General features: G+C 71.7%; 25 protein-coding genes. 11 read left to right on the forward strand and 14 right to left on the reverse strand.

Annotated elements, in window-relative coordinates; translation table 11 throughout:
- Nucleotides 1–4: 4 nt before the first annotated feature.
- The 5 genes from ACWENQ_RS17705 to ACWENQ_RS17725 form a co-directional block, all read right to left on the reverse strand.
- Nucleotides 5–295 (reverse strand): HesB/IscA family protein, encoded by a 291-nt coding sequence (locus ACWENQ_RS17705; RefSeq protein WP_354913333.1) that lies wholly within the window; start codon nt 293–295, stop codon nt 5–7.
- A gap of 93 nt (nt 296–388) precedes the next feature.
- Nucleotides 389–1438 (reverse strand): LLM class flavin-dependent oxidoreductase, encoded by a 1050-nt coding sequence (locus tag ACWENQ_RS17710; RefSeq protein WP_449922638.1) that lies wholly within the window; start codon nt 1436–1438, stop codon nt 389–391.
- A gap of 84 nt (nt 1439–1522) precedes the next feature.
- Nucleotides 1523–1777 (reverse strand): hypothetical protein, encoded by a 255-nt coding sequence (locus ACWENQ_RS17715; RefSeq protein ID WP_449922636.1) that lies wholly within the window; start codon nt 1775–1777, stop codon nt 1523–1525.
- Nucleotides 1774–3282 (reverse strand): FAD-binding oxidoreductase, encoded by a 1509-nt coding sequence (locus ACWENQ_RS17720; RefSeq protein WP_449922634.1) that lies wholly within the window; start codon nt 3280–3282, stop codon nt 1774–1776. The genes ACWENQ_RS17715 and ACWENQ_RS17720 overlap by 4 nt, the downstream gene beginning before the upstream one ends.
- The gene (locus tag ACWENQ_RS17725) at nt 3282–4463 is read right to left on the reverse strand and encodes a (Fe-S)-binding protein (protein WP_452415112.1); all 1182 of its coding nucleotides are present in this window, start codon (nt 4461–4463) and stop codon (nt 3282–3284) included. The genes ACWENQ_RS17720 and ACWENQ_RS17725 overlap by 1 nt, the downstream gene beginning before the upstream one ends.
- Nucleotides 4464–4537: 74 nt before the next feature.
- Between ACWENQ_RS17725 and ACWENQ_RS17730 the strand changes: the two genes are divergently transcribed.
- The 5 genes from ACWENQ_RS17730 to zwf all read left to right on the forward strand — a co-directional run bounded on the left by ACWENQ_RS17730 (nt 4538) and on the right by zwf (nt 10027).
- A complete protein-coding gene (locus ACWENQ_RS17730; RefSeq protein ID WP_452415114.1) occupies nt 4538–5293 on the forward strand; it encodes a FadR/GntR family transcriptional regulator in 756 nt (251 codons plus the stop codon).
- Entirely contained in the window at nt 5290–5991 is a 702-nt protein-coding gene (locus ACWENQ_RS17735) for a PDC sensor domain-containing protein (protein WP_452415116.1), read from the forward strand. The genes ACWENQ_RS17730 and ACWENQ_RS17735 overlap by 4 nt, the downstream gene beginning before the upstream one ends.
- A 23-nt stretch (nt 5992–6014) precedes the next feature.
- A complete protein-coding gene (locus ACWENQ_RS17740; protein WP_449922628.1) occupies nt 6015–6971 on the forward strand; it encodes an acetylxylan esterase in 957 nt (318 codons plus the stop codon).
- 70 nt (nt 6972–7041) lie between these two features.
- Nucleotides 7042–8667 carry a glucose-6-phosphate isomerase gene (gene pgi / locus ACWENQ_RS17745; RefSeq protein WP_452415118.1) on the forward strand — a complete coding sequence of 542 codons (1626 nt, stop codon included), beginning with the start codon at nt 7042–7044 and terminating at the stop codon, nt 8665–8667.
- Nucleotides 8668–8671: 4 nt separating this feature from the next.
- The gene (gene zwf, locus ACWENQ_RS17750; RefSeq protein ID WP_452415120.1) at nt 8672–10027 is read left to right on the forward strand and encodes a glucose-6-phosphate dehydrogenase; all 1356 of its coding nucleotides are present in this window, start codon (nt 8672–8674) and stop codon (nt 10025–10027) included.
- A 3-nt stretch (nt 10028–10030) separates the two neighbouring features.
- Here the strand turns inward: zwf and ACWENQ_RS17755 are convergent, their stop codons facing one another.
- The 5 genes from ACWENQ_RS17755 to ACWENQ_RS17775 form a co-directional block, all read right to left on the reverse strand.
- Nucleotides 10031–10870 carry an alpha/beta fold hydrolase gene (locus tag ACWENQ_RS17755; protein WP_452415122.1) on the reverse strand — a complete coding sequence of 280 codons (840 nt, stop codon included), beginning with the start codon at nt 10868–10870 and terminating at the stop codon, nt 10031–10033.
- A 211-nt stretch (nt 10871–11081) separates the two neighbouring features.
- Nucleotides 11082–12086 (reverse strand): HEAT repeat domain-containing protein, encoded by a 1005-nt coding sequence (locus ACWENQ_RS17760; RefSeq protein WP_452415124.1) that lies wholly within the window; start codon nt 12084–12086, stop codon nt 11082–11084.
- 6 nt (nt 12087–12092) lie between these two features.
- Entirely contained in the window at nt 12093–12761 is a 669-nt protein-coding gene (locus tag ACWENQ_RS17765) for a HEAT repeat domain-containing protein (RefSeq protein WP_452415126.1), read from the reverse strand.
- Between the two features lie 48 nt (nt 12762–12809).
- Nucleotides 12810–13085 (reverse strand): helix-turn-helix domain-containing protein, encoded by a 276-nt coding sequence (locus tag ACWENQ_RS17770; protein WP_452415128.1) that lies wholly within the window; start codon nt 13083–13085, stop codon nt 12810–12812.
- 150 nt (nt 13086–13235) lie between these two features.
- Nucleotides 13236–14426: an esterase-like activity of phytase family protein gene (locus ACWENQ_RS17775; RefSeq protein ID WP_452415130.1), complete on the reverse strand. Its 1191-nt coding sequence runs from the start codon at nt 14424–14426 to the stop codon at nt 13236–13238.
- A 157-nt stretch (nt 14427–14583) separates the two neighbouring features.
- On the opposite strand from ACWENQ_RS17775, the gene ACWENQ_RS17780 reads away from it, so the two are divergent.
- Nucleotides 14584–14940: an arsenate reductase family protein gene (locus tag ACWENQ_RS17780; protein ID WP_354913306.1), complete on the forward strand. Its 357-nt coding sequence runs from the start codon at nt 14584–14586 to the stop codon at nt 14938–14940.
- Here ACWENQ_RS17780 and ACWENQ_RS17785 read toward each other — a convergent pair.
- Together ACWENQ_RS17785 and ACWENQ_RS17790 are read right to left on the reverse strand one after the other, a co-directional pair.
- Entirely contained in the window at nt 14937–16892 is a 1956-nt protein-coding gene (locus tag ACWENQ_RS17785) for an alpha/beta fold hydrolase (RefSeq protein ID WP_452415132.1), read from the reverse strand. The two genes, ACWENQ_RS17780 and ACWENQ_RS17785, sit on opposite strands and share 4 nt — an antisense overlap.
- An 82-nt stretch (nt 16893–16974) precedes the next feature.
- On the reverse strand, nt 16975–17532 hold the full coding sequence (locus ACWENQ_RS17790) for a TetR/AcrR family transcriptional regulator (protein WP_452415134.1): 558 nt from the start codon (nt 17530–17532) through the stop codon (nt 16975–16977).
- Between the two features lie 987 nt (nt 17533–18519).
- Here ACWENQ_RS17790 and ACWENQ_RS17795 point away from each other — a divergent pair.
- Entirely contained in the window at nt 18520–18834 is a 315-nt protein-coding gene (locus ACWENQ_RS17795) for a hypothetical protein (RefSeq protein ID WP_449922608.1), read from the forward strand.
- Between the two features lie 173 nt (nt 18835–19007).
- On the forward strand, nt 19008–20915 hold the full coding sequence (locus ACWENQ_RS17800) for an ArnT family glycosyltransferase (protein ID WP_452415135.1): 1908 nt from the start codon (nt 19008–19010) through the stop codon (nt 20913–20915).
- Between the two features lie 122 nt (nt 20916–21037).
- Here the strand turns inward: ACWENQ_RS17800 and ACWENQ_RS17805 are convergent, their stop codons facing one another.
- Nucleotides 21038–22156: an ROK family transcriptional regulator gene (locus tag ACWENQ_RS17805; protein ID WP_452415137.1), complete on the reverse strand. Its 1119-nt coding sequence runs from the start codon at nt 22154–22156 to the stop codon at nt 21038–21040.
- 58 nt (nt 22157–22214) lie between these two features.
- On the opposite strand from ACWENQ_RS17805, the gene ACWENQ_RS17810 reads away from it, so the two are divergent.
- Genes ACWENQ_RS17810 through ACWENQ_RS17820 form a run of 3 tightly spaced genes read left to right on the forward strand, consistent with a single transcriptional unit; the run spans nt 22215 to nt 25405 of the window.
- Complete coding sequence (locus tag ACWENQ_RS17810) at nt 22215–24338, forward strand: alpha-galactosidase (RefSeq protein ID WP_452415139.1); 2124 nt, start codon at nt 22215–22217, stop codon at nt 24336–24338.
- A gap of 4 nt (nt 24339–24342) precedes the next feature.
- Complete coding sequence (locus ACWENQ_RS17815; protein WP_452415140.1) at nt 24343–24693, forward strand: GerW family sporulation protein; 351 nt, start codon at nt 24343–24345, stop codon at nt 24691–24693.
- A 46-nt stretch (nt 24694–24739) separates the two neighbouring features.
- Nucleotides 24740–25405 (forward strand): YoaK family protein, encoded by a 666-nt coding sequence (locus ACWENQ_RS17820; protein ID WP_452415142.1) that lies wholly within the window; start codon nt 24740–24742, stop codon nt 25403–25405.
- On the opposite strand, the gene ACWENQ_RS17825 is transcribed toward ACWENQ_RS17820, so the two are convergent.
- Nucleotides 25324–26025 carry a hypothetical protein gene (locus tag ACWENQ_RS17825; RefSeq protein ID WP_449922598.1) on the reverse strand — a complete coding sequence of 234 codons (702 nt, stop codon included), beginning with the start codon at nt 26023–26025 and terminating at the stop codon, nt 25324–25326. The genes ACWENQ_RS17820 and ACWENQ_RS17825 overlap by 82 nt on opposite strands.
- Nucleotides 26026–26112: the final 87 nt, after the last annotated feature.

The raw sequence follows: 26112 nt of genomic DNA on the forward strand, positions 1-26112 counted from the left end.
CCTCTCACGAGGCGTCCTGCTGACCCGTGACGTGGAAGGCGACCCCGCCCTCCCCGTCGGTGTCGGCGTCCAGTGACTTGTCGTCCAGGACGCTGGCCGCCACCGGGTCGAGGTAGACCCTGGCTCCTTCCTTCTCCACCACCTCATCGGTCGGTTCAGGCGCGTCGGCCATGCTGAGCACCAGGGATCCCTGGTCGTCGCCCTGTGACGAGATGCGGATACCGCTGGCCTCCGCATCCTGCCGGGCGGTCAGATCCTTGATGACCTGGGCTGCGTTTGGCGTCAGAGTGAGCACTACGGCTCCTCCTCGTTCTCGGTTGCAGGGTTTCGGGGTCCTTGCCCCGCCAGCTCCGCGCTACACACCTTCTCCGCTGCCGACGGGCACCGGTCACGCGAAGGCGGGCATGATCCGGTCATGGATCAGCCGCAGCTGCTCCTCGACGGAGGCCACCTCCGGCAGGTCGCGTCCCATGAACTGCTTGACCAGCGTCGCGTCCGTCACCGCGAGGATCATGTGGTTGACCCCCGACGGCTCGATCTCGCGCCTGATCTTCTCCACGCACTCCTCGGGAGTGCCGGCGATCGACAGCCGGTCGCCCAGCTCCGGGCTGGTCAGCTCGATGGCCCTGGCCAGGTCGCCGGCCCCGAGCGCGTCGACGACGGGCTTCATCACGTTCGGGTCGACCCCGTTGCGCTCCAGCTGCTCGGCGGGCATCGACGAGGCGTAGAGGCCGACCATGCTGCGCGCGGCCTCCTTGGCCACCGCGGAGTCGGGTCCCGTGGCGAAGACGACCCAGGCTCCGATGTCCATCGCCGTCCAGTCCTTGCCCGCCTTCTCGGCGCCGGCCCTGAACTCCGACACCAGGTAGTCGTAGGCCTCGCGGGTGTAGCTGAGCGCGTGGTGCACGCCGTCGGACAGCTCTCCCGCGGCGCGGAAGGAGCGGGGGCCGCGCATCGCGCCGAGCTTCACCGGCACGTGCTCCTGCACGGGCCTGGCGAAGGTGAACAGGCCGTTGTAGCGGAAGAACTCGCCCTCGAAGGTGATGGCGCCGTCGTCCAGGAGCGTGCGGACGACGTGCGCGGCCTCCTTCACGCGTGACAGCGGCCTGGTGGTCGCCCAGTCGATGCCGTACTGGGCGAGCAGCCCGAAGTTGCCGCTGGACAGGACCACCTCGGCGCGGCCGTCGCTGAGCTCGTCGAGGGTGGCGGCGGCCTGCGCGATGAGCGAGGGCTCGCGCAGCACCACCGAGGACAGGCTCGGGCCGAACCTGACCCTGCTGGTCTGTTGCGAGGCGGCCGCGAACAGCAGCCAGAGGTCCTTGTGCCAGGTCTCGTCGGCCGCGTAACAGGCGTGGAAGCCCAGCTCGTCGGCGACCTTGATGGCCTCCAGCGACTCCTGGAGCGGGTAGTCGGGCAGCATCACGTAACTGAACTTCATCGCTCCTCCTGGGGAATGGCGTCGCCCGCCGGGGCCACACCGAGTTCCTGCGGTCTGGCCACGGCCAGGTCGGCCAGCCTGCTGTCATCCGTCGAGGTCATCGAGCAGCTCCTGCCCCGAGATCACCTTGTGCGCGAAGTGCCGGTGCATCCAGGCCAGGTGGTCGGCGCGGGAGCGGGCCAGGCGCAGCGTGTCCCAGTTGGGGAAGGTCTGCTGGGTCACGTGCTCGGTCATGAGGGCCGGATCCACCTCGTAGACGTGCTCGAACCTGGTGATCGCCACCTCCGAGGCGCGCTCGGGCGGCGGCGGGGTCATCTCGTCGTGGTAGCGGTAGCTCACGGCTCCTCCAGACCCGGCTCGTAGGCGCGGTCGAGCAGGTACTTGCCCGGGTTCATGATGTTGTGCGGGTCGACGGCGCGCTTGACGGCGAGCATGATCTCGAAGCCGCCGCCCAGCTCCTCCGGCACCAGGTCCACCTCGCCCTCGCGGCAGGAGCCGTGGCACGCGCTGATCGAGCCGCCGTTGGCCAGCGCCACCGCCGCCAGGTCGCGCTTGGCGGCCACCCACGCCGTCCAGGCCGCGTCGTCCAGGCGCTGCTCCCAGATGCCGATGTCGATCTCGGTCAGGTAGTCGGCGCCGGTGGAGCCGTTGGTGTAGGCGAACATGCCCCAGTCGTCGAACACGTCCGACTCCCTGCGCAGCCGGTCGGCGATCTCGTGCCATGCCAGCCGTACGGCCGGCAGCCGGGAGTAGTTGATCGAGGCGTCCTCGCAGTGCCAGCTCATCGGCACCACCTGCCCCGAGCGCGTCCGCCCGTGCAGGGGCGTGGCGTAGCGGTCGTGGCGGGCGGCCCAGTCGCCCTCGGAGATCTCGTCGCCGAGGTAGCGGGCGCCCGACGAGCGGGCGATCCGCAGCAGCCGCCGGCCGCCGGCGCGCACCTCGTCCTCGTAGCCGTACAGGGCCGCGCAGACCAGTGCCTTCACCGACGCCGGCTGCGGGATGTAGGCCTCGTCGTCACGCCGCAGGTAGGCGACCTTCCACTCGTCGAACAGCACCGCGCCCGCGAACGTGGCCACCCCGGCCCGGGCCAGCCGCCCGACCGCCGCGTAGGCGCTGTCGTAGTCCTCGAAGGCCCAGAACGGCGAGAACTCGGCCTCGGGCTTGGGGAACAGCTTCAGTGTCGCCTCGGTGGCGATGCCGAGCGTGCCCTGGTGCCCCATGAACAGGTGCTTGAGCTGGTAGCCGCTCGACGACTTGGTGATCTTCCGGCCGATGCCGTCGCCGACGTGGATGACCTTCCCGGTCGGCAGCACGTGGTCGAAGCTCAGCACCAGGTCGCGGCTGTGGCCGTACCGGGAGCCGATGAGCGACCAGCCGCTGGTGCCGATCCTGCCGCCGACCAGCGAGCACGGGTAGGAGGCGGGGTCGTCGGGAAAGATCAGGTCGTGGCGTGAAAGCACCTCGTTGAGCTTCAGCGCGTTGATGCCCGTGCCAACTGTGCAGGTCCTGTTCTCGAGGTCGATCTCCTTGATCTGGTTGATGCGCTTCACATCCACGACGATGCCTCCGCGCAGCGGCACCGCGCCGTCGGTCAGCCCGGTGCCGCCGTCGCGCGGCACCACCGGGATCCGGTAGGCGTGCGCGAGCCGCAGCACCTCCGCCACCTCCTCGGTGGAGCCCGGCAGGACCACCAGGTCAGGCATCCGCTCCGCCCACCGGTGCACGGGGAAGGGGGCGGGCACGCGCGTGCGGTTGAGCCGGTCGGCCCGGCCCGTCAGCACGTGCTCGGGGCCGAGGACCTGGCGCAGCTCCTCCAGCACCGGGTCGTCCATGGCGATGGTCATCAGGCCACCCCCAGCGATTCGGCCAGCAGTTCGTGCAGGTCGACCACGCCGATGGCGCGGGCGCCGCCCGCCTCGGTGAGCGGCCGCTCGGCCCACGGGCAGGCGGTGACGAGAGTGTCGACACCGAGCTCGGCCGCCTTGTCCATGCGCATCCGGCTGATCCTGGCGGTCAGCTCCGGCTTCTCGACGCCCAGCCCGCCGCCCGCGCCCGAGCAGTACGACCACTGGCTGACCCGGTCCACGTCATGGAAGGTCAGGCCGGGGATGGCGCGCAGGATCTCGCGCGGCTCCTGCCAGATCCCCTTGCGCTTGTTGAGCCGGCACGGGTCGTGGTAGGTCACCGTCCGCTCGACGGGCACGTGCGGCACCAGCCGCCCGTCCCTGAGCATCGCGGCCAGCAGCTCGACCACCAGCACCACCTCGATGTCGAAAGACTCCCCGAAATACCTGGGGTAGTCCTCGGTGAAGGTGATGTAGTCGTGCGGGTCGAGCACCAGCACGCGCCGCACGCCGCTCGCCCGCCAGTCCTCCAGGTTGTGCCTGGCGAAGCGGAGCGCCTGCTCCTCGTAGCCCATCTCGGCGGCGGGCCCGCCGCAGCACCACTGCTCGTTCATCAGCCCGAACGGGTAGCCCGCAAGCTCGAGCATCCGCGCGACCGCCCGGGGCGCCGTCGTCCGGTGGAAGGCGGCCTCGCAGTCGACGAAAAGGATCGTCTCCCCGCCCACCGGCAGGTCGAGGCCCTGGGCCCAGTCGCGCACCCGATCCTGGGACACCCCCGAGGTCACGGGTTCGTGCGTCAGCTCGTCGGTCAGCAGGTTCCACCGCTGCCATCCCGGCTGGTGCACGCCCTCCCGTACGGCGAGGGCGCGCACGGCCTTGACCAGGTCGACGGTCCTGGTGCGGAAACGGTAGAAGTCGCCGGTGAACAGCGAGTTGGGACAGCGCAGCTCGCACGCGCCGCATCCGGTGCAGTTGACGTAGTCGGCCGCGACGTCGGCGACCTCGAGGGAGCCCTGCTCCATCGCCACCACGTTGGCGTGGAAGGCGGTGGGGCTCCACGACTCGTTGCGCGTGACCTGCAGGACCGGGCAGACCTCGCGGCAGAACTTGTGGCCTGAGGAGAAACAGTTGTAGGCGGCGTTGCGCCACTCCTCAGCGAACCTCTTCTCGGGATCAGGCACGGGTCGGCCTCCCTCAGATCGGGTTGCGATTAAAACTATGAGTTCATATTTCAGAATGCAATATGCTGGCTGCCGTGGATCAGCTCCCCGACGCCGCCGTCTTCGCCCCCGTCGACGACGGCTCCGGCAGGGTCGAGGTCGTCGTACGGCGCCTGGCCGAGGCGATCGCGCTCGGCCTCATCGCCGACGGCGACCAACTGCCCGCCGAGCTCGACCTGGCCGCCTCGCTCAACGTCTCCACCGTCACCCTGCGAGCCGCCCTGGCCGCGCTGCGCGAACGCGGGCTCGTCGAGACCAGGCGCGGCAGGGGTGGCGGCACGTTCGTGCGCGGCCCAGCCGACCCCTCCACCGCCAGGCTCAGGACCAGGCTGCGCGAGCTGACCAGCTCCGAGCTGCGCGAGATGGGCGACTACCGGTCCGCCATCGCCGGCGCCGCCGCCCGCCTGGCCGCCATGCGCGCCTCGGCCGACCAGATCGCCCGGCTCCACCACGTCGTCGACCGCCTCGAAGCGGCCGCCACGGTCGGCGAGCGCCGCCGCGCCGACGGCCGCTTCCACATCGAGGTCGCCGCCGCCGCCCAGTCCGTCAGGCTCACCCGCGCCGAGATCGACATCCAGTCCGAGGTGGGCGAGCTGCTCTGGCTCCCGTACGGCGAGGCCGTCGACCGGGAGGAGGTGGTGCGCAGCCACCGGCAGGTCATCGACGCCATCACCGCCCGGCAGCCCGACCGGGCACGAACGTTGACGGAGGAGCACCTCGACAGGGGCACCGAGCGTCTGATGGAGTTCCATTGGCGACTTGTCACCCAGGACCAACGGGAGTGGCGATGAGCGATCCACATGTTGCCCTCGTGGCCGCCAGGGTCCACGCGATCGTCGAGGACGTCTTCCGCGCGCTGGAGGAGATCAGGACCGGCGTCGAGAACAGCTACCGGTCCCGCTTCACCGCCGCCGACCTGGCCGGCGTCCGCCCCCAGATCTTCGGCTGCCTGCGCCGCCTGCACGGCATCGCCGCCGGCGCCGGTGTGATCGTCGCCCCCGGCGTGCTCGCCGACCGCCCGCGCTGGCTCGACTGGTGGCAGACGCCGCCGGAGGACGACCCGATCTTCCTGGACGTCGACCTCGACCCCGAGAGCCTCGACTTCTACGACTACACCGCCGCCGAGTGGTTCGCGGTGCCCCAGCGCACCGGCCGCCGCCACGTCGTCGGGCCCTACGTCGACTACGGCGGCACCGACACCTACATGCTCACCTTCACCACGCCCGCCCGCGCCGGCGACCGCTTCCTCGGCGTGGTCGGCGCCGACGTGCGCGCCGCCAGGTTCGAGGCGCTCCTGCTGGGCGTGCTGGCCGCCTGCCCGACCCCGGTCACCCTGGTCAACGCCGAGGGGCGGGTGGTGGCCGCCAACTCGCCGCGACTGCCCGCCGGATCGCTGCTCATGGCCGAGACGGCCGACAGCGAACGGCTGCCCGGCGCACCGTGGAGCGTCGTTTCCGGCGTCCGGGAAAGGGCAGTTAAGCTGGCCTGACGATCTTGCATGGAGGGCTGGCTTTGATCCCGCGGCACGAGTTCACCTTCGACCCGACGTACGGCTACGACCTCGACGCGCTGCTGGCCGTACCGGCTCCGCCGGCGCCCGCCGACTTCGCGGCGTTCTGGCGCGGCACACACGAGCAGGCGATGGCGGTCAGCGTCGCGCCCAAGCTCGGCCCCGCCGAGTGGGAGGCCGACGGCCTGCGCTTCCACGGCGTGACCTACACCTCCGTCGACGGGTTCAGGATCGGCGGCTGGCTCAGCCTCCCGCTCGACGGCCGCGTCACCAGGGCGCGCGTCGTCGCCCACGGCTACGGCGGCCGCGACCACCCCGAAGTCAGGGTCAACATCCCCGGCACGGCCACCATCTGGCCGTGCGCCCGCGGCCTGCCCGCCCGCAGCCTGCATCCCGGCATCCCCGCCGACGCCCAGCGGCACGTGCTGCACGGCATCGGCGCCCGCGAGACCTACATCCACGGCGCCTGCGTCGCCGACATGTGGTGCGCCGCCACCGCGCTGGCCGAACTCGTCCCCGAGGCCGCGGCCGTCCGGCTCGACTACATCGGCTCCAGCTTCGGCGGCGGCATCGGCCCGTTCGTCCTCGCCTTCGACGACCGGTTCACCAGCGGCGCCCTGGTCATCCCCAGCTTCGGCAACCACCCGCTGCGCGTGACGCTGCCGTGCACGGGAAGCGGCGCGGCCGTCCGCGACCACTACGCCGCCCACCCCGAGGTGCTCGACGTCCTGGCCTACTTCGACGCCGCCACCGCCGCCACCTTCGTACGCCGCCCCGTGCACGTGGGCGCCGCCCTGTTCGATCCCTCCGTCCCGCCTCCCGGGCAGTTCGCCATCTACAACGCGCTCGCCGGCCCCAAGGAGCTGTTCGTGCTGGAGACCGGGCATTACGCGCACCCGGAAGAAGCAGCGCAGGAGGCGGCGTTGACGCAGTCGCAATATCGGTTCATGACCGCTTGATAACCTCCCCGCGGTGCGATGGATCATCCATCGCGGGTAGGTCGTCAGGTTGAGAGTGCGAGGAGGAGACGTGGACATCACTCGGAGCGGCGAGTGGGCGGCGCTGAAGGCCAACCACGAGGCCGTGGCGGGCAGGCACCTGCGCGAGCTGTTCGCCGAGGACCCCGGCAGGGTCGAGCGGATGAGCATGACCGCCGGTGACCTGTACCTCGACTACTCCAAGCACCGCGCCACCGCCGAGACGATGGAGCTGCTGCTGGCGCTGGCCGAGCGGGCCGGACTGCGCGAGCGGATCGAGGCCATGTTCTCCGGCGAGCACATCAACGTGAGCGAGGACCGGGCGGTCCTGCACGTGGCGCTGCGCATGCCCGCCGACGCCAAGCTGGTCGTCGACGGGCAGGACGTGGTCGGCGACGTGCACGCCGTCCTGGACAAGATGAGCGACTTCAGCGCCAGGGTGCGCTCGGGCGAGTGGAAGGGCCAGACCGGCCAGGCCATCAGGACCGTGGTCAACATCGGCATCGGCGGCTCCGACCTCGGGCCCGCCATGGCCTACGAGGCGTTGCGCGACTACGCCGACGCCGGCATCGCGGCCAGGTTCGTCTCCAACATCGACCCCGCCGACATCCACGGCGCGCTGCGCGACCTCGACCCCGCCACCACGCTGGTCATCGTCAGCTCCAAGACCTTCACCACGCTCGAGACGCTGACCAACGCCAAGGTGGCCCGCCAGTGGCTGGTCGGCGCGCTCGGCGAGGAGGCCGTCGCCAAGCACTTCGTCGCCGTCTCCACCAACGCCGAGAAGGTGGCCGAGTTCGGCATCGACACGGCCAACATGTTCGGCTTCTGGGACTGGGTCGGCGGCCGCTACTCCTACGACGGCGCCATCGGCCTGTCGCTGATGATCGCCATCGGGCCCGAGCGCTTCCGGGAGATGCTCGACGGCTTCCACACCATCGACGAGCACTTCCGCAGCGCGCCCTTCGAGGCCAACATGCCGGTCATCATGGGCCTGCTCGGCATCTGGTACGCCGACTTCTTCGACGCGCAGACCCACGCCGTCCTGCCCTACAGCCAGCGCCTGCACCGCTTCCCCGCCTACCTGCAGCAGCTGACCATGGAGTCCAACGGCAAGTCGGTGCGGGCCGACGGCACGTCGGTGACCGTACCGACCGGCGAGATCTACTGGGGCGAGCCAGGCACCAACGGCCAGCACGCCTTCTACCAGCTGCTGCACCAGGGCACGCGGCTGGTGCCGGCCGACTTCCTCGGCTTCGCCGAGCCGTTCGAGGACGCCGACGGCATGCACGACCTGCTCACCGCCAACCTCCTCGCGCAGACCTCCGCGCTGGCCTTCGGCAAGACGGCGGAGGAGATCGCGGCCGAGGGCACGGCCGCCGAGATCGTGCCGCACAAGGTGATGCCGGGCAACCGGCCCACCTCCACCATCCTCGCGCCCAAGCTGACGCCGGCCACGCTCGGCCAGCTCGTCGCCCTCTACGAGCACATCGTCTTCGTCGAGGGCACCATCTGGGGCATCGACTCCTTCGACCAGTGGGGTGTCGAGCTGGGCAAGAAGATGGCGCTCGACCTGGCGCCCGCGCTCACCTCGGCCGAGGCCCCTGCACAGGCGCCCGACGCCTCCACCGCCGCGCTCGTGCGCGCTTACCGGAGGCTCAGGGGCAGGAAGGTGTGAACCCATGGCGCTGGTCCTGTTCGGCATCACCGGCGACCTGTCGAAGAAGATGCTGTTGCCGGCACTCCACCGGCTCGCCGAGACGGGCCAGCTGAAGGAACCGGTCGTCGGGGTCGCCAAGACCGACCTCGGCCTCGACGGCCTGCGCGCCTTCGCGCGCCAGGCCGTCGGGCAGGACCTGTCGCCGCACCTCGACCTGCGGCTGGTCGCCGGTGACCTCGCCGACCACGGCACCTACGAGCGGCTGCGCGATCAGGTCAACGGCCTCGGCCACCTCACCCACTACCTGGCGGTGCCGCCGTCGCTGTTCGCCACCGTGGCCAAGGGCGTGGCCGCGGTGGGGCTCAACACCGGCTCGCGGCTGGTGGTGGAGAAACCCTTCGGGCACGACGTGGAGTCGGCCAGGCAGCTGAACGCCGAACTCCTCACCTGCTTCGAGGAGGAGCGTCTCTTCCGCGTCGACCACTACCTCGGCAAGGAACCCGTCGAGGACCTGATCGTCTTCCGCTTCGCCAACACCATGCTCGAACCCATCTGGACGCTGCGCACCTACGTGCGCAGCGTCCAGATCACGCTGGCCGAGACCTTCGGGGTGGAGGACAGGGGCGCCTTCTACGACCGGGTCGGCGCGCTGCGCGACGTCGTGCAGAACCACCTGCTCCAGCTGCTGGCCTACACCGCCATGGACGCCCCGCCGTCGGCCGACGCCCGCGCCGTGCTCGACGAGAAGTGGCGGGTGCTGCGCTCGGTCCGCGCCGTTCAGGAGTCCGACGTGGTGCGCGGGCAGTACGAGGGGTACCGCGACACGCCGGGGGTCGCGAAGGACTCGCGCACCGAGACGTTCGTCGCGTTGCGCGCCACCATCGACAACTGGCGCTGGGCGGGCGTGCCGTTCTGCGTCCGCACCGGCAAGTGCCTGCCCGTCGACGCGCTGGAGATCGTCGTCGAGCTGCACCGGCCGCCGGTCGCCTACTTCAGCGCCCGGCCGGCGCCCAACCTGCTCAGGTTCCGGATGCACCCGGACGCCGGCGTGACCTTCGACCTGCTGGCCAAGGAGCTGGACGTGCTCGACCGGACGCACGAGGTGGCGGTCTCCGTCGACTTCGCCACGGCGCTCGGGCCGGCCGAGGCGGCCTACGAGCAGGTCCTGAAGGACGCGCTCGCCGGCGACCCCCGGCACTTCGTGCGCTTCGACCTGGTGGAGGAGTCCTGGCGGATCGTCCAGGACCTCCTCACCTCCGACGTCGAGCCCGAGTCCTACGCGCCGGGGACCTGGCCCGAGGCCGCCTCGCGGATCGCGCCCGGCGGGTGGCACAGCGTGGGGGCGACGACCGGCGAGAGGGCCTCGCCGGGCCGCTAGCGCTCATGCCCGGAGGAACTCGGCGATCGGCTCGGCCTGGCCGAAGACGGCGTGACCGACCTGGGGGAGCAGGTTCACGGTCGAGTGCGAGACGCACTCACGCACGCGCCGCGCGGTCTGGTGGGAGTCGAACATGGCGTCACGGTCACCGACGATGACGAGTACGGGCATGGTGAGGCCGCGCAACGCGTCGTCGGAGAACACCGGGAGCTTCTCCCTGCGCGGGTTGAAGTGCGTGAAGGTCAGGACGACGGCGTCGAGCGCCTGCCGGTCCTTCTCCCCGTCCAGTCCTGCGACGGCCATCGCCGACTCGCGCAGTCCGCCGCGTCGGAACGGGCCGGTCAGGAGAGCCTTGAAGATCCAGCCGACCTTCTGCCGTCCCACGCCGCCGGGGCACATCAGGGCCAGGCGGGTCACTCGCTCTGGACGGCGGATGGCGTAGTCCAGGGCCGTCCAGCCGCCGAGGGACGTCCCGACGAACGCGGCGCCGGTGATCCCGAGCCCTTCCAGTACGTCGTCCAGCCAGAGTGATACGGCGTCGGAGCCCAGGGCGGGGCGCGAGGGCGCGCTCAGGCCCGGCTCGCCGACGAGGTCGACGGCGTACGTGCGGAAGTGCTGAGACCAGGTGGCGACATCTTCCCGCCACATCGACGCGTTCGCGCCGGAGCCGTGCAGCAGCACCAGGGGCGGCGCGTCCTGCGGGCCGGAGACGAGGACGAAGGTCTCGCCCTCGCGAGTCGGCACCCGTACGTGCTCGGCGGGCACCGGCCAGGCGTCCAGTACCTGCCGGTACTGGTCGAGGAGTTCGCGTCCACCGGCCTCGGACTTGTAGATCATGGTCATGACACCTGCACCGCCAGCCGCGCGTCTCGCGCATCGAGATTTGGAACGAACCACACGAGGTCGGCCATCGGGACCACCTCCTTGGCACCAGCGAAGACCTTGTCACCGTGTCAAGGTCAAATGGGTTCACGCCGCGGGATCACCAGGCATTCGCTCCGCGGCGAGCAGAGGATCCCCTTGTCCAGGCACCCAGCACCCCGGGAAAGATCCGTCATCGCGCGTCGCGGATCCCGAGAATGTATGTCGCGGTAAGCGCGACGGCACGGTCTTCGTCATGTGACAGATCCGCGAGGGCTCGTGACGCTGTGGTTCCCGGGATGTCCGCGAGCGCCTGTGTCAGCCGTCGACGTGCAGCCGATTCAACGGCGCCGTGGGCGAGGCGATCGACGAGCCTGGTAGCGATCTGATCCGCCAACGCGGGGCGACCCGCCAGCGCGCTCAGGGCATCGGCCGCATCGACGTCATTCGTCCCCTCGACGACCATGTCGATGAGCGTCGGGACCGCGTCGGCTCCGCCCCGTGCCCCGAGTGCCAGAGCCGCGTACCCGCGGACCACGATGTCGGGGTTCGTGAGGGCGTCCCGCAGCAGCGTGGTCGCCTCGCCGTTCGGAAACTCGGCGATGGACTGGACGGCACGTTTGCGCACCTCGGCCACTGGTGAGCCGAGGCCCTCCGCCAGCAGCGCCAATCCGGCATCGCCCGATCGCGCCAGAGCCCATCGGAGGGCTCCGGCGACGTTCGGGTCCGTTTCGCTCAGCGCTGCCTCGACCAGTGCTTCCACCGGCACCGGAACCTCTTCGGCTGAGGACAAGGCCGCTCGCTGGCGCTTCCCGGCGCTCTTCGAGCGCAACGCCTGCAGGAGCGCGACGACCTGGAGGACATCCTCCCAGCCGGCGGGTTCTACGGCGTCGATCCGACGCAGTCGCGTGAGCAGTTCCGTCTCAGCTGCGATGCGTGCTCGCGTCTGGCGGATGAGGTCGTCGACGAGCTCTGAGGGCGTGAAGTGGGGATCGTCGAGCGCGCGCCCGACGTCACGCAGCGACAACCCCAAGGACCGCAGGCTCTCGATATGGAAGATCCGCCGAACGTCCTCGCTGGAGTACTCCCGATAGCCTGCGCCGCTACGACCCGTTGGCCGCACCAGACCAAGTGAGTCGTAATGCCTGAGCATGCGGGCGCTGACCCCGGACCGTCGTGCCACGTCACCGATCAACACTGCCCATCACTCCTCCTTGCTGACGCTGCCGAGCGCTACGACGCGCTTGGCCTCCTCGATCGCGAACTCGAATCCGGCGTCCGGGTCGCGCAACAGCCGTTCCGTGGCGATCGCGTGCGCGCGCACCCGTGGGTCGAGATCCGTCATCGCGGTGCGCAACGTCGGCACGATCACCTCACCGAGCGCGATCAGCGCCCGGCTGAGGCTCAGCTGCATCTCGCGTCCGCCGCGCCCGAGCTGTGTCGACAACACCGCGGCCAACTCGGGCTCTTCCCCTTCAGGCACCAGCACGACCGCCGCCCGCCAAGCGCTCCGCGCCACCTCGTCGTCGGCGTCGGACAGAAGCGCCCGTGTGATCGCCGGCCACGCTTGCCGATCCCCGATCTTGGACAGCGTGTGCAATGCCTGGCTTCGTGCCTGCGCACGTTCCGAGCGGACTTCCTTGAGAAGCTCTGGGACCGTCATCGACGCCGAGTGGCGAGTGAGTGCCCACGTCAGCATGTCGCGCACATGGAATTCGGGCTCGATCGCGCATCGTTCGATGAGCTTGTCGATGAACCGCGGGTCAGGGGTCGTGCCGACCGCCAGCGCTGCCCGCAGCCGCACCGACGAGCTGCTGTCCTCCAGTCCCTGGAAAGCTCGAATCGTATCCGTGTCCTGTTTCTGTACGGCCATCGGGACCACCTCCTTGGCACCAGCGAAGACCTTGTCACCGTGTCAAGGTCAAGTGGGTTCACGCGGCGGGCAGGCGATGCGGAGACGCCAGGAGCTTGCGGACGGGCCAGCGGGTGAACCGGGTTCGGTGGTCGTCTGGATGACGAAGGCTTCGTCGTCATCACTGAGCAGACGGGGCCGGCCTCCCGGCCGCCGAGGGTCCCGGCGGGCCGGCCCGATCTGGTTGAAGCAGTGGATCACATCGCGGACGGTGTCCTCATCGGCCCGCACCAGCCGGGCGATGACCGGCACCGTGTTGCCGCCGGCCGAGGCCGGCACGATCATCGCCCGCCGACAGCGCGTCGTACTCGTGCCGCCTCGCCACCCTGCTGGATCCGTGAGCCCGCGGACCCTGACCGTTCGGGCCATCCTGCCTCCGAACGCCGATCGCACGCGATCGGCGCCATCCAGGTGGCAGAAGCGCCCTCCACGCCACTAGCGATAGACCCTGTCGTCGGCGTGGAGCGGGCGGGCCAGGCGGATGGTGATGAACTCGTTGTCGTCGGGGCTGCCCGGCCTGCGACCGGACGAGAACGGGAAGTTGTTGTCGTTGAGGAGGCCGAGCGTCCGGTCGTCGAGGATGATCACATCCTCGATCGTCTGGAACGGGAACCGGAACGTCCCGGCGGGCGAGGCGAGGTCGAGCAGGTCGGCGACCAGCGTCTTGTCGAGCGCGCCGTCGCCGTCCCGATCCCGCATGTCGGCCAGGTAGACGCGCTTGACCTTGGCCGCGTCGCCCTCCAGGTTGTCCCGCTCGATGATCAGGAACCGGTGCCTGTCGACGGCGATCGCGTCGCCGATGGCGTGCGACGGGTCGTCGAGGCGGTAGGTCCACCGGCGGTCGGTGTAGGCGCGCCTGCGCAGGTCGAACTCGTACATCCGCAGGGTGCCCGCGGGATCGCCGCTCACCGTGCCCTCGAGCAGGGGATACAGCCGCCGGCCGTCCACCGACCTGGCCAGCCCCTCGAAGCCCTTGCTCCTGCCGAGATTGGGCTGGGCCCCGTCGAGGCCCGGATTCTCCGGCGCCTTGACACCCGGCAGTTCGATCGGGGCGTCGACGAGCTCGCCCCGCCCGTTGACGTGCAGCAGGAACGGGCCGAACTCGTCACCGATCCAGTAGGTCCCGTCGGCGGCCCGCACGATCGACTCGACGTCGAAGTCGGCGCCGGTGAGCGTCCGGTCGGGCCTGGTCAGCGGGAACGGCACCAGGCCACGGGGGTCCGACAGGTTGAAGCCGCCGAGCACCCGCACGGTCTTCGTGGCGAAATCAGGCTTGATCTGGTGCACGCGCAGCAGGAAGTCGGCACTGTTGGCCTTCGCGCCGAAACCGTTGTCCGACAGGACGTCGAAGACACCGTCACCGCGGCGCGCGATGCCGCTGAAACCCTGCACCGGCTGCCCGGGGAAGGGCGGCGTCACACCGTTGATCGGGGTGGTGCCCAACTGCGCCCCGGACGGCGGGCTGCCCGGGACGAAGGTCCGCGCCGGCAGCGAGGCGAAACCCGTCAGCGTCGCCCTGCCGTCGCCCCCGGGCCTGGGGTCGGCACCGGGGTCGGCAGCGGCGGCGGGAGCGGTGGCGCCGAAGGCCAGCGCGCCCGCGCACATCATCATCGCGATACGTCTCATGGCGGGCACCTTAGGGATGTCACATGTCCGGCTGCCGAACGGCGGGCGACGCGCAGCCGGCGGGGCGTCTCGCGTGCGGAGGCGGGCCGCCGATTGGCGCGCCCGACGGCCGGCTTGCTATACCGGGCAGGTCCCCGCATGAGAAAGCGTTGAGGTCATGGAAATCTGGATCAACCCCGACTGCTCCAAATGCCGGTCCGCGCTGTCCATCCTGGACGCCGCGGCGGCGGACTACACGGTGCGCCGCTACCTGGAGGACCCCCCGACCGCGGACGAGATCCGTGACGTGCTGTCCAGGCTCGGCCTCGAACCGTGGGACATCACCAGGACGGGCGAGGCCAGAGCCGTCGAACTCGGCATGAACGACTGGCCGCGTGACCCGCACGATCGCGAATCCTGGATCAGGGCGCTGGCCGACAACCCGATCCTGATCCAACGGCCGATCATCACCGCCGACGACGGCTCGGCGGTGATCGGGCGTAACGAGGAGGCCGTGCGCTCCTCCCTCCGCTAGTCTCGCGCCCGCACCCGAGCCCGGCTTTCCCGGCGCGCTGCGTCGGCGACTTCGGCGGGGTGGGTGAGCTGCGGGTGATGTCCCGCTCCCGGGATCTCGGTCACCGGGTGGTCGACGGCCGTCACCAGGGGGTCGGCCGATCCCACGACGATCTCCACCGGGACGGTGACCCTGGCGAGCAGCCGCCGCGACGTCTCACGTTCGGCGTGAGCCGTACGGAGCGCGGCGATCACCCGGCGGGCCACGCCGGGCCTGCGCAGGTCGGCGGCGGCGCCGGACACGGCCGGTCCCTCGGGCAGGCCCAGCGTGCCGGCCAGGCGCGCGGGCGACATCCGGCGCGCCAGCAGGGCGGCCGGCCGCGACCGGGTGAGCCGTGCGGCGGGCCGCTGCAGGAAGGCGGGGGAGACGAGCACGAGCTTGGCGATCCGCTCCGGGTGGTCGACGGCGAAGCGGAGCGCGGGACCGCACGCCAGGGAGTGGGCCACCAGCACCGGCCGCGTCGTGACCGGGCCCATCAGCTCGGCCAGCCACGCCTCCGTCGATGCCTCCCTCGACGCCTTCCTTGATGCCGCTCCCGCCCGTCGTCGGCCATGCCCACGCGTCTCAACGGCTGCGGTGCCCACAGCTGCGGCGGCCACGGATGGGGCGGCCACGGACGGGGCGGCCACGGACGGGGCGGCCACGGATGGGGCGGCCACGGATGGGGCGGCCACGGATGGGGCGGCCACGGATGGGGCGGCCACGGACGGGGCGGCCACGGACGGGGCGGCCACGGACGGGATGTCAGCGGGTGGGATGGGGCCGGCCGGGAGAGGGCCGGAGCGGCCCAGGCCGGGGAGGTCGGCGGCCAGGACGTCGCCCGGCAGGTGCGCGGCGAGCGGCGCCCACACGTCCGCGTTCATGGGCAGGCCGTGGAGGAGCACGTAGGCCGGACGGCGCCGCTCGCCCATCACCCAGGTGCGGCTGCCTGCCACCGCCTGGTAGCCGTACGGCCGCAGCCACGGCGTGGCGGCGCCGAAGCGGGCGGCCACCAGGTCGTCCGCCCACCGGCGGAGGGCGTCGGCGACCGGCGGCATCTCCAGGCCGGCGGCGGCGGCGAAGGCGCGGGCACTGGCCGTCGGGTAGCGGTCGGCCGACAGGAACGACAGCGTCTCCGGGTCCGCGCCGGTCAGCCTGCGCGGCAGCCGCCGGACCAGGCCGGCGGGAACGGTACGGCGCGGCGCCCGGACGCCGGCGTGGTCGGCGATCGTCCTGACCAGGTCGGGCAGGAGGGGAGTGGCCTCGTCGAGCACCCAGTAGTCCTCGCCCGCCTCCCGGGCCGGGATCTCCGCCAGGAAGCGCGCGAAGTAGTCGATCGTGACGACCGGCAGGAAGACGTCGGGCCCGCCGGGAAGCACGGGCAGCCGGCCGTTCCACAGGTCGGCCACCAGCGCGGCCAGGCCGATGTACTGGCCCGGCCCGATCACCGTGCTGGGGTTGGCGATGGTCAGGGGAACGCCCAGTTCGCGCGCCCGCCCGCGGACGGCCAGGTCGGCCTCGAACTTCGACGCCTCGTAGGCGCCCAGCCTGCCGTAGTCGGGACGGCCCTCCGACGCGCTCACCCGGTAGCCGCTGATGTGCACGAGCCGCCGCAGGCCCGGCAGGGTGGCGGCCCACTCCAGCACGTTGAGCGCGCCGGTCACGTTGACGGCTCGGGCCTCGGCGACGCCGAGTCCGAAGGCGAAGCGGGCGGCGGCGTTGTAGACGTCGCGGACCTCGGGCAGGCCGTCGAGTGGCCGGGTGAGGTCGGCGCCGACCACGGTCAGTCCGGCGGTGCCGATCCCCTGGGCGGCCAGCCAGGGGGTGAGGGTGTCCTCGCGGACGGCCGCCGCTACCCGCTGTCCCCTGGTGAGCAGCTCGGCGATGAGGGCGCGGCCGACGAAGCCGGTCGCCCCGAAGACGATGGCGTCCATGATGCCTCCGTTAATAGATCGGTCTACATATTTTGCGGTCGTAGTAGGGCCCGTGTGCGTGACCCGGGTGCTCGGGCGGGGTTCAGCGCAGCAGCGTGGCGATCCGGCGCCCGACGCTGCGCAGCGGCTCCCTGCTCCGGTGCGCCCTGGCCAGCAGCAGGGCTCCCTCGATCAGGGCCAGGACGGTGACCGCGAGGTCGCCGGCGTCCGGGCGGCCGGCCAGCATGCCACGCAGCGCCGACTCCCAGCCGGCGTAGACCTCCGAGCAGACCTCCTGCAACGGATCGCTGGTGGCGGCCATCTCCAGCGCCACGGTGGCCACCGGGCAGCCCCTGCGCCACCCCGACTCCTCCAGCCGGTCGCCGAGCCACTCCAGCACCGCCGCGACGAACTCCTCGGCGGACGCGGCGGTCGCCGCCAGGTCGTCCATCGCCTGGCCGATCTCCCCGCCCGCCCGCCGTACGGACTCGCCCACCAGTTGGTCCTTGCCGCCGGGGAAGTGGAAGTAGAGCGATCCCCTCGGTGCGCCGCTGGCCGCGATCACCTGGTTGAGCCCGGCGCCGAAGTATCCGCCGCTCTCGATCAGCTCCTGTGTCGCGTCCAGCAGCCTGGCCCGCGTCTCGGCGCCCTTCTGTCCCATGGAGCTTAAAGTAGACCGGTCTGCATATTTTGCGCAAGCCCCGGGATCGGGCGCTCCCGGCGGGGGCGGGTCGGGTCCTGAAAAGGGATAAAAGGGAACAGGGTCGCCAAGTATTTCGATATGGCGGCACGGTCGAGGGTATCCGTATTTGAGATCTCTTTGCTTCTCAATGATGTGATCGGCAGATTCTCTCACTGTTTCCAGGGTATTTCCGAGCGTGCCGTCGCAGGTCGAGCGCGGTCGAGATGCACGTTTGTCAGAACCCCGAAGTCACCTGGAAGTCAGATGTCCCTTAGTAATATTAAATGGACAAAAGGCCTCGGTCGGAACCGCCGCGCCCTGGCGTGGGCCGCCACCGCGACGATCGTCCTCGCCTCGTCCCTTCAGGCATCAGGAAACGCCAGCGCCGACATCGGCCGGGCCGCGGCCGGCGGCGCGAGGTCGACTGGGCTCGCTTCGCAGGCGAACGCGGGGCTCGTCACGCGCTCGTGCTTCCCGTGGGAGAAGAACTGCAAGCCGTGCCAGTGCCGCCATGGCTCCTGCAAGTGCCCGCCGGGGGCCAGGGGGCCCGTCGGGCCGAGAGGTCCCCAGGGTCCGAGAGGATTGACCGGCCCCAGGGGCGAGAGCGGCGAGACAGGTCCCACCGGCCCCACGGGCCTGACCGGGGAGACCGGTCCGACGGGTCCGTCCGGCGCGACCGGGGACACCGGCGCGACGGGCCCCACCGGGCCGAGAGGCGCCACCGGCGGGACCGGTGCCACCGGACCGCGAGGCGCCACGGGTCCGACCGGACCCAGGGGTGTCACCGGTCCGACCGGGCCGAGGGGTGTCACCGGTCCGACCGGGCCGAGGGGTGTCACCGGTCCGACCGGGCCGAGGGGTGTCACCGGCCCCACCGGGCCGAGAGGGGCCACGGGGTCGACCGGCCCGTCCGGTGCCGCGGGTGCCACGGGCGCGACCGGCCCGACGGGTCCGCAGGGTCCCGCCGTGAGCATCGACAGCGCGCAGTCCAACAACAACTACTTCACCCTGCTGGTGCCGGCCACCGGGGGCCTGTTCATCCGCGACTCGAACAAGACGCCCACGTGGCAGAACCTCACACCGATCGTCCCCGCGGGGGAGACGGTGGTCGCCGCGACGATCGTGGACCAGGGGCAGCCGCCGAGCAACGACGTCCACATCTCCATCCTCACCGCCGACGGGCAGGTCTTCCAGGCGGCCTGCATCGTCACCGGCACCTACACCTGGCCGGGCAACTGCGGGCCCTTCGTGAACAACACGCCGCCGAACCTGCGGCAGTGAAACGAAATGGGCGCCGTGTCCGGGAATGTTTCCCGACGCGGCGCCCGCGCGTCATTACCGCGTTTATGTGAAACGCATATCCGCCGGTGGTGCCCGGCATTCTCGGGACGGCAAAGGCGCGCGGATATGGTGTTACCGCACCGGAATTCACTCCCGCCGTTTCAGGGGCCATCGTGGGACCGACGACCGCCACCACTCCGCCGCTCCGTGCCCTTGCGCGCGCCCGGAGAACGGCCCCGCCCCGCCGGTTCTGGGGGGCGGCGCTCGCGGCCGGCTGGCTGGTCCAGGCCGTGCTGCGCGCCGCGCTCGGATTCCAGCACGCCGCGCCCCTGCTCATCCCCGACGAGTCCGGCTATCTCCTGGCCGCGCGGCTGCTGTCCGGCGGCGCCCCGAGCGACCTGTCCTGGCGGACGTTCTACCAGGGCGGCTACGCCCTGCTCATCGCCCCCGCCTACTGGATCAGCGACGACCCCCACACCGTCTATCGCCTGGTGGTGGTCGTCAACGCGCTGATCGGGGCCGGACTCGTGCTCCTGGCGTACGCGGCCTTCCGCCGGATCGGGCTGCCGCGCGGCACGGCCTACCTTCTCGCGCACGTGACCGCGCTGGTGCCGTCCGCCGTCTACTACGCCCAGTTCGCGCTCACCGACGCCGTCCTGCCGGTGATCGTGCTCGGCTGGCTGCTCCTGCTGCACGCCTGGCTCAGCGGCGGCGGCAGGCCGTACGGCGTGGCGGCCGGCGCGACGATCGCCTTCGCCTCCAGCACGCACGCGCGGGGACTCGTCCTCCTGCTCGTGCACGCGTGCCTGCTGGCCTTCGTCGTGGTACGGCACCGCCGTACCGTGGGACGGGGCAGCTGGCTGCCGGTCGCCGTCACGGCGGGCGTGGCGGGCGCCGGATGGGCGTTGAACGCCTGGGTGCGCAGCCAGATCTACCCGAGCGGGGTCGCGCCGCTCGGACAGTGGCTCACCACCCGGCTCAGCACCCTGGACGGCCTGGCGTGGACGCTGTCGGTCGCGGCCGGCCAGCTCTGGCACACGGTCGTCGCCACCGGGGGACTGGCGGGCGCCGGCCTGGTCGCGCTGGCCGCGCTCGTCCTGCGCCGTGGCGGGCCGTCCGGTGGCCGTCCAGCGCGGATCGGGTCGCCTGGCGGGCCGTCCGCCGGTCATCCGGCGCCGTTCGGGTCGCTCGGGGGACCGTCGGGGTCGCCTGGCGGGCCGTCCGCCGGTCATCCGGCGCCGCCGTCGGGGTCGTCCGGCGGACCGGCGGCCGACCGGATGGTGGCGGGGACGACGCTGGCCGCCGTCGCCGGCATCGCCCTGGCCACCTCGGCCGCCCTGCCGAGCGAGGGCACCGTCGCCAACCTCGCCTACGGCAGGTATCTGGCCTGCCTGACGCCGGTGCTGCTCGTCGCCGGGCTGGCGGTGCTGGCCAGGGCCCGGCGGGCGGCGGCGGCGCGAGCGGCCCTGGCGACGGGGGTGCTGACGCTGCTGGCCATGGCGGTCGTGCGGCTGCACGCGGGGGATCGGCTGTCCCGGGACTTCTTCGGCATGTTCGACTTCCCGGAGATCTGCTTCCTCACCTGGAACTGGGACTCGCTCAGCCTGGGCCAGGCCACGGTGACCGCCGTGCTCGCGCTCACCGTGGCCGTCCTGGTGACGACGCTGGTGCGCCGCACGACCGCGCTGGTCCTCATCGCCGGCGTCTGCGTCGCGGCGGAACTGGCGATCGCCGGGGTGACCGTGTCGAAGGTCACCGCGCCGTGGGGACGCATCCTGGCGTTCGCCACCGACCTGACCCCCGCGGGGCTGCGGGCGGGCGATCGGGTGGGGATGGACTACGCGGGCGTGCACTGGCGGATCTGGGTCTCGCAGGCGTACCAGGTGCCTGCCAGGCTCGTGCCCGTCGACCCGGACCACCCCGAGTGGCTTCCCGCCGACGTCAGCCTGGTCGTGATGCCGTGGCCGGTGGGGACGGACATCAGGCGCACCTGGCCGGCCGCCCCGCCGGGCTGGTGGCCGATCACCGGCAACCGTAACCACACCGGTGACTGGGTGGCCTGGCGCCGCGCCCTGACCTGAGAGGCCCCGAGATGGACGAGCCCCGAGATGGACGAGCCCCGAGATGACGGTCCGGACATGACGGGCCCCGAGATGACGGTCCGGACATGACGGGCCCGTGACGGGCGGCGCGGGCGCGCGCGTCAGGGGACGCCGAGGTCGTGCCTGAGGGCCATCACCGCCGCCCCCCGCGCCCACTCGGTGAACGCGAACGGCTGCACCCGCACCTCCACCGGGTCGCTCGTCCAGTGCGTGTGCTCGGCCAGCGCCGCCTCGAACGCCGGCGCGCACACCGCGTGCATGTGCACCGTCTCCCCGGACAGCACCACCACCTCGGGCCCGATCAGGTTCGCGATCGTGGCCACGATCCGGCCCAGTGCCCGCCCCGCCTCGTCGAAGATCCGCCGCGCCACCAGGTCGCCGGAGCGGGCCAGCTCGAGCGCCTGCTCGAAGGTGAGCCGGGGGCGGTCGAGCGCCGCCCTGGCCGAGCGCCTGATGGCCGGCGCGGCGAGGTAGGCGCGGGCGCAGCCGCGGTGCCCGCGCTCGCAGATCGGCCCGCCCTCGTCGACGGCCAGGTGCCCGATCTGCCCGCTGACGCCCGCCGTGCCGGTCACCAGGCGGTCGTCGACGACGATCCCGCAGCCGAGCCCCTCGCCCACGGTGACCAGCGCGAACGTCCGGTGCCCTGCGGCCGCGCCGAACCAGTGCACGGCCGCCGTCAGGGCGCGCACGTCGTTCTCCAGGACGGCGGGCAGCCCGGTCGCCGCGCTCACCAGCGCGGCCAGCGGAACGTCGTGCCAGCCCAGGAACGGCGAGCGGTGGACGACCGCGTCCGCCCGCGACGCCGTCCCGGCCAGGCTGACGCCCACCGCCGCGGGCGGACCGCCCGCGGACAGGACCGCCACCGCGTCGGCGATCCGGCCGACCACCGGCGTCACGTCGTGCCCGTCGAGCGGCATGCGCACCTCCGCGGTGACCGCCGCCCCCATGTCGGTGCGCACCGCGAACAGCTCCGTCTCGGTCAGCTTGATCCCCACGTACGCGCGGCGCGAGCGCTCGACCCGCAGCGGCACGGACGGGCGGCCGGGGACACCGGCGGGCCCCGGCTCCTCCACCAGGTACCCGGCCTGGAGAAGCGGCCTGGTCAGCTTGGTCAGCACCGAGGGCGACAGGTCGAGCCGCCGGGCCGCCTCGGCTCTGGAGAGCGGGCCGTGCAGGAGCAGTTCGACGAAGACGGCCCGCGCGGCGGGAGAGAGATTCATGGAGTGAACGAAACTTCCCCTCTGGCGACGAAGGAGGCGATCTGCTCTCATGGGGTTTGTGTCTAGTGTGAATATACTCTCGGTTGGTGACCGCGCCTGGGCGGCTCTCACGGCGACCTCCGCGTACGTGTTCGGCGTCGAGGCGGCGGGTGAGGACACGCGGGTCGTGCAGTGGTACTGGGGGCCGCGGCTGCCGGAGGAGGCGCTGGCCGAGGTCGTCGGGCAGGTGCCGAGGCGGGTCGGCTCGGGCTTCCACGACCCCCGCGACATCGACGAGCTGCTTCCCGTCGAGGGCGGCCGCCGCTGGGGGGTGCCGTCGTTGCAGGCCACGTACGCCGGCGGGGTCCGCTCGGTCGAGCTGTCGTTCGCCGAGGCGGTGCTGTCGGACACCGAGGTCGAGCTGGTGCTGCGCGACCCGCTGGGGCTGCGGGTGGGCCTGCACGTGAAGGTGGCAGGGGAGGTCGTCGAGCGCTGGGTGAGCCTCGCCAACGAGGGCGCCCACGCCGTACGGCTCGGCCGGGTCGACTCGGGCAGCTGGGTCGTCCCCGAGCAGGCGGGCTATCGCTACACCGGCGTCGCGGGCGCCTGGGCAGGGGAGACCCAGCTGCACCGGGCCGAGCTGCCGGTCGGCGAGACCACGTTCACCAGCAGGACGGGCACCACCTCGCACCGCGCCAACCCCTGGATCATGATCGACGCCGGTGACGCGACCGAGGAACGGGGCGAGGTGTGGACGGTCGCGCTGGCGTGGAGCGGTTCGTGGCGGCTGACCGCGCAGCGCCGTCCCGAGGGCGACGTCGCCGTCACCACCGGCTTCGGCCACGACGGCCCCGCGTGGGTGTTGGAGCCGGGCGAGAGCCTCGTGACGCCGCCGGCGCTGGGCCTCTACAGCGACGGCGGGTACGGCGCGGCCAGCAGGGCCTGGCACGACTACGCCCGCCACCACGTCCTGCCCACGCCGTTCGAGGAGCGGCCCGTCCTGTACAACTCGTGGGAGGCCACCTGGTTCGACGTGCGGGAGGACGGCCAGATCGAGCTCGCCCGCAGGGCCGCCGACCTGGGCGTGGAGCTGTTCGTGGTGGACGACGGCTGGTTCGGCGCCCGCACCGACGACAAGCGCGGCCTGGGCGACTGGTGGCCGAACCCCGACCGCTTCCCGCAGGGCCTGACCAAGCTGTTCGACACCGTTCGCGAGCTCGGCATGCGGGCCGGTCTCTGGGTCGAGCCCGAGATGGTCAACCCCGACAGCGACCTCTACCGCGAGCGCCCCGACTGGGTGCTGCACTACCAGGACCGGCGCCGCGACACGCTGCGCAACCAGCTCGTGCTCAACTACGGCAGGCCGGACGTGCGGGCCTGGGCGGTCGGCTGGCTGTCGGGGCTGGTGTCGGAGTACGGGCTCGACTACTTCAAGTGGGACATGAACCGCAGCTTCACCCAGGCGGGCTGGACCGAGGCGGGGGAGCGGGCCGACCTGCTGTGGATCGAGCACACCCGCGGCGTCTACGAGGTCATGGACACCCTGCGCGAGCGCCATCCGGGGCTGCGCATCGAGTCGTGCTCGGGCGGCGGCGGCCGCGTCGACTTCGGGATCATGCGCCGCACGGACGAGATGTGGACCTCCGACAACACCGACGCCCGCGACCGCCAGGCCATCCAGGACGGCTACTCCTACCTCTACCCGGCGGGGACGATGTCGGCCTGGGTCACCGACAGCCCGAACCCGCACACCAGGCGCGAGGTGCCGCTCGCCTACCGCTTCCACGTGGCCATGGCGGGCGTGCTCGGCATCGGCGGCGACCTGACCAGGTGGTCGGCCGCCGAGCTGGACCAGGCCCGCGAGCTGATCGCGGCCTACAAGGCGGTGCGCCCGGTCATCCAGCACGGCCGCCTGCACCGCCTCGCCGGCACCCCCGGCGTGACCGCCTCGGCCGTGCAGTACGTCCACGAGGACACCGTGGTGGTGCTCGCCTACCACCCGTTCGCGCTGTCGAAGCAGCCGCCCCGCCGGGTACGGCTGGCGGGCCTGGACCCGTCGGCCGTCTACGAGGACGCCTCGGGCGGGCGCCTGCACGGCCAGACGCTCATGTCGCACGGCCTGGCCCTGCCCACCTGGTTCATGAACGGCCCCGACTACCGCAGCGAGATGGTGGTCCTGCGCCGGGTCAATGGATATAGATGACCTCATGGACATGATGGAACTGGTGGAGAAGACGAAAGACGCCGCCACCGTCCGGCGCGTCTTCGGCGAGCCGGTCACCAACGGTGACGTGACGGTCATCCCCGTCGCCAAGGTGGCCCAGGGCGGCGGGGGCGGCGGCGGCAAGCAGGAGGGCGAGCAGCCGCGCCAGGGCTCGGGCGGCGGCTACGGCCTCGGCGCCACCCCCGCGGGCGTGTACGTCATCAGGAACGGCGAGGTCACCTGGCGGCCCGCCGTCGACGTCAACCGCATCGTGGTCGGCGGCCAGGTCGTCGCCGTCGTGCTCCTGCTGACGATCAGGACCATCGTGAAGCACTGGCGGAAGGGGCGGCGATGATCGTCCCGGGCCTGCGGCCGGCCACCTCGACCCGGCCGTAGCTCCCGTGCTGCGCCGCGTCGCCACCTGGCTGCTGCCCGGCGACACCGACCGGCACGGCGTCCTGCCGGCCCTGCTCATCCCCCTGACGTTCGTCACCGGTCTCGTCGACGCCGTCAGCTTCCTGGGGCTGAGCAGGGTCTTCGTCGCCAACATGACGGGCAACGTGGTCTTCGTCGGCTTCGCGCTGGCGGGCGCGCGGCAGCTGTCGCTGTGGTGGTCGCTGCTGGCGATCGGGGCGTTCATGGCCGGGGCCTGGACGGCGGGGCGGCTGATCGCCCGCTCGGCCGTCGAGCGGGCCTTCACCCCCGTCACGGCCGTCCACCTGACGCTCGTGGCGCTGGCGCTGGCGGTCTCGCTGCTGTTCGGTCACCGGGGCGACGGCGCCCAGATCGCGCTCATCTCGCTGCTGGCCGGTGGCATGGGCATGCAGAACGCGATCGTGCGCAAGCTGGCCGTCCCCGACATGACGACCACGGTGCTCACGACCACCATCACCGGACTGGCCAGCGAGGCGCCGGGGACCGCCGCCCGGCGCCGGCTCGTCTCAGTGTTCGGGATGTGCGGCGGCGCGTTGTGCGGCGGGCTGCTTCACTTCCACGTGGGCCCGCCCGCGGCGCTGGCGGTCGCGGTGGCGGTGCTGGCCGGTGTCACGCTGGCCGGCCGGCGCTGATCCCTCGGGATCATCGCGTCGCACTCGGCGATCGCGCCGGCCAGGAGCTCGCGCAGGATCGAGTCGGGATCCGGCACGCAGGCCTGCGCGATGCCCACGACGGCGAGCTGCACCGCGTTCGGCGCCGCGTACCTGCGGAAGCCCTTGTCGGTGATCTTCGCGGCGCGGCTGAAGCGCCTGGCCGACTCGGCCGCGTGCGGCGCCTGGGCGAAGGCCCGCCTGCTGCGCTCCTCCAGCCCCGCGGGACGGCCGTCCAGCCTGGCCAGCATCTCCTCGGCGGCCAGCACCGAGACGGCCAGCGCGAGCTGCCGCTCGGCGGCCGCTATGGGCAGGGCGGTGGTCGCGGCGCGCAGGGCCAGCCTGGCATCGATCCGCAGGTCGTCACCGGTCAGCCCGATGATCGAGGGGACGAGCGGGACCAGCTTGCTCCTGTTCTCGTCGGTGGTGTGGTCGTTGACCAGGCGGGCCAGGCCCGCGAGCAGGGGGTGCGTGCACGCGGGATGGTCGCTCCACCGCTCGCCCGCCAGATAGGAGGCCAGCTCCATGAAGCAGGCGCCCTTGCGCGGGTTACGGTGCCTGCCTCGCGACAGGATCGGCATGTGATCGTACAGAGTGTCCACGGCTGCTCCACGCGTTCTGCGCTGATCTGCCCTTTCAGTCTGCGTTCACGTCTGCCCGAAAGCCAGAGGTTGAGACACACGGCAAGC

The sequence above is a fragment of the Nonomuraea sp. NPDC004354 genome, from assembly GCF_053602555.1.

Bases quoted from the DNA above. Each gene is read 5' to 3' on its own strand.
- zwf (WP_452415120.1), top strand. From the start codon at position 8,672: ATGGCGCTGGTCCTGTTCGGCATCACCGGCGACCTGTCGAAGAAGATG.
- ACWENQ_RS17765 (WP_452415126.1), bottom strand. From the start codon at position 12,761: ATGGCCGTACAGAAACAGGACACGGATACGATTCGAGCTTTCCAGGGA.
- ACWENQ_RS17720 (WP_449922634.1), bottom strand. From the start codon at position 3,282: ATGACCATCGCCATGGACGACCCGGTGCTGGAGGAGCTGCGCCAGGTC.
- ACWENQ_RS17735 (WP_452415116.1), top strand. From the start codon at position 5,290: ATGAGCGATCCACATGTTGCCCTCGTGGCCGCCAGGGTCCACGCGATC.
- ACWENQ_RS17785 (WP_452415132.1), bottom strand. From the start codon at position 16,892: ATGGACGCCATCGTCTTCGGGGCGACCGGCTTCGTCGGCCGCGCCCTC.
- ACWENQ_RS17755 (WP_452415122.1), bottom strand. From the start codon at position 10,870: ATGACCATGATCTACAAGTCCGAGGCCGGTGGACGCGAACTCCTCGAC.
- ACWENQ_RS17805 (WP_452415137.1), bottom strand. From the start codon at position 22,156: ATGAATCTCTCTCCCGCCGCGCGGGCCGTCTTCGTCGAACTGCTCCTG.
- ACWENQ_RS17815 (WP_452415140.1), top strand. From the start codon at position 24,343: ATGGACATGATGGAACTGGTGGAGAAGACGAAAGACGCCGCCACCGTC.
- ACWENQ_RS17780 (WP_354913306.1), top strand. From the start codon at position 14,584: ATGGAAATCTGGATCAACCCCGACTGCTCCAAATGCCGGTCCGCGCTG.
- ACWENQ_RS17775 (WP_452415130.1), bottom strand. From the start codon at position 14,426: ATGAGACGTATCGCGATGATGATGTGCGCGGGCGCGCTGGCCTTCGGC.
- ACWENQ_RS17790 (WP_452415134.1), bottom strand. From the start codon at position 17,532: ATGGGACAGAAGGGCGCCGAGACGCGGGCCAGGCTGCTGGACGCGACA.
- ACWENQ_RS17770 (WP_452415128.1), bottom strand. From the start codon at position 13,085: ATGATCGTGCCGGCCTCGGCCGGCGGCAACACGGTGCCGGTCATCGCC.
- ACWENQ_RS17710 (WP_449922638.1), bottom strand. From the start codon at position 1,438: ATGAAGTTCAGTTACGTGATGCTGCCCGACTACCCGCTCCAGGAGTCG.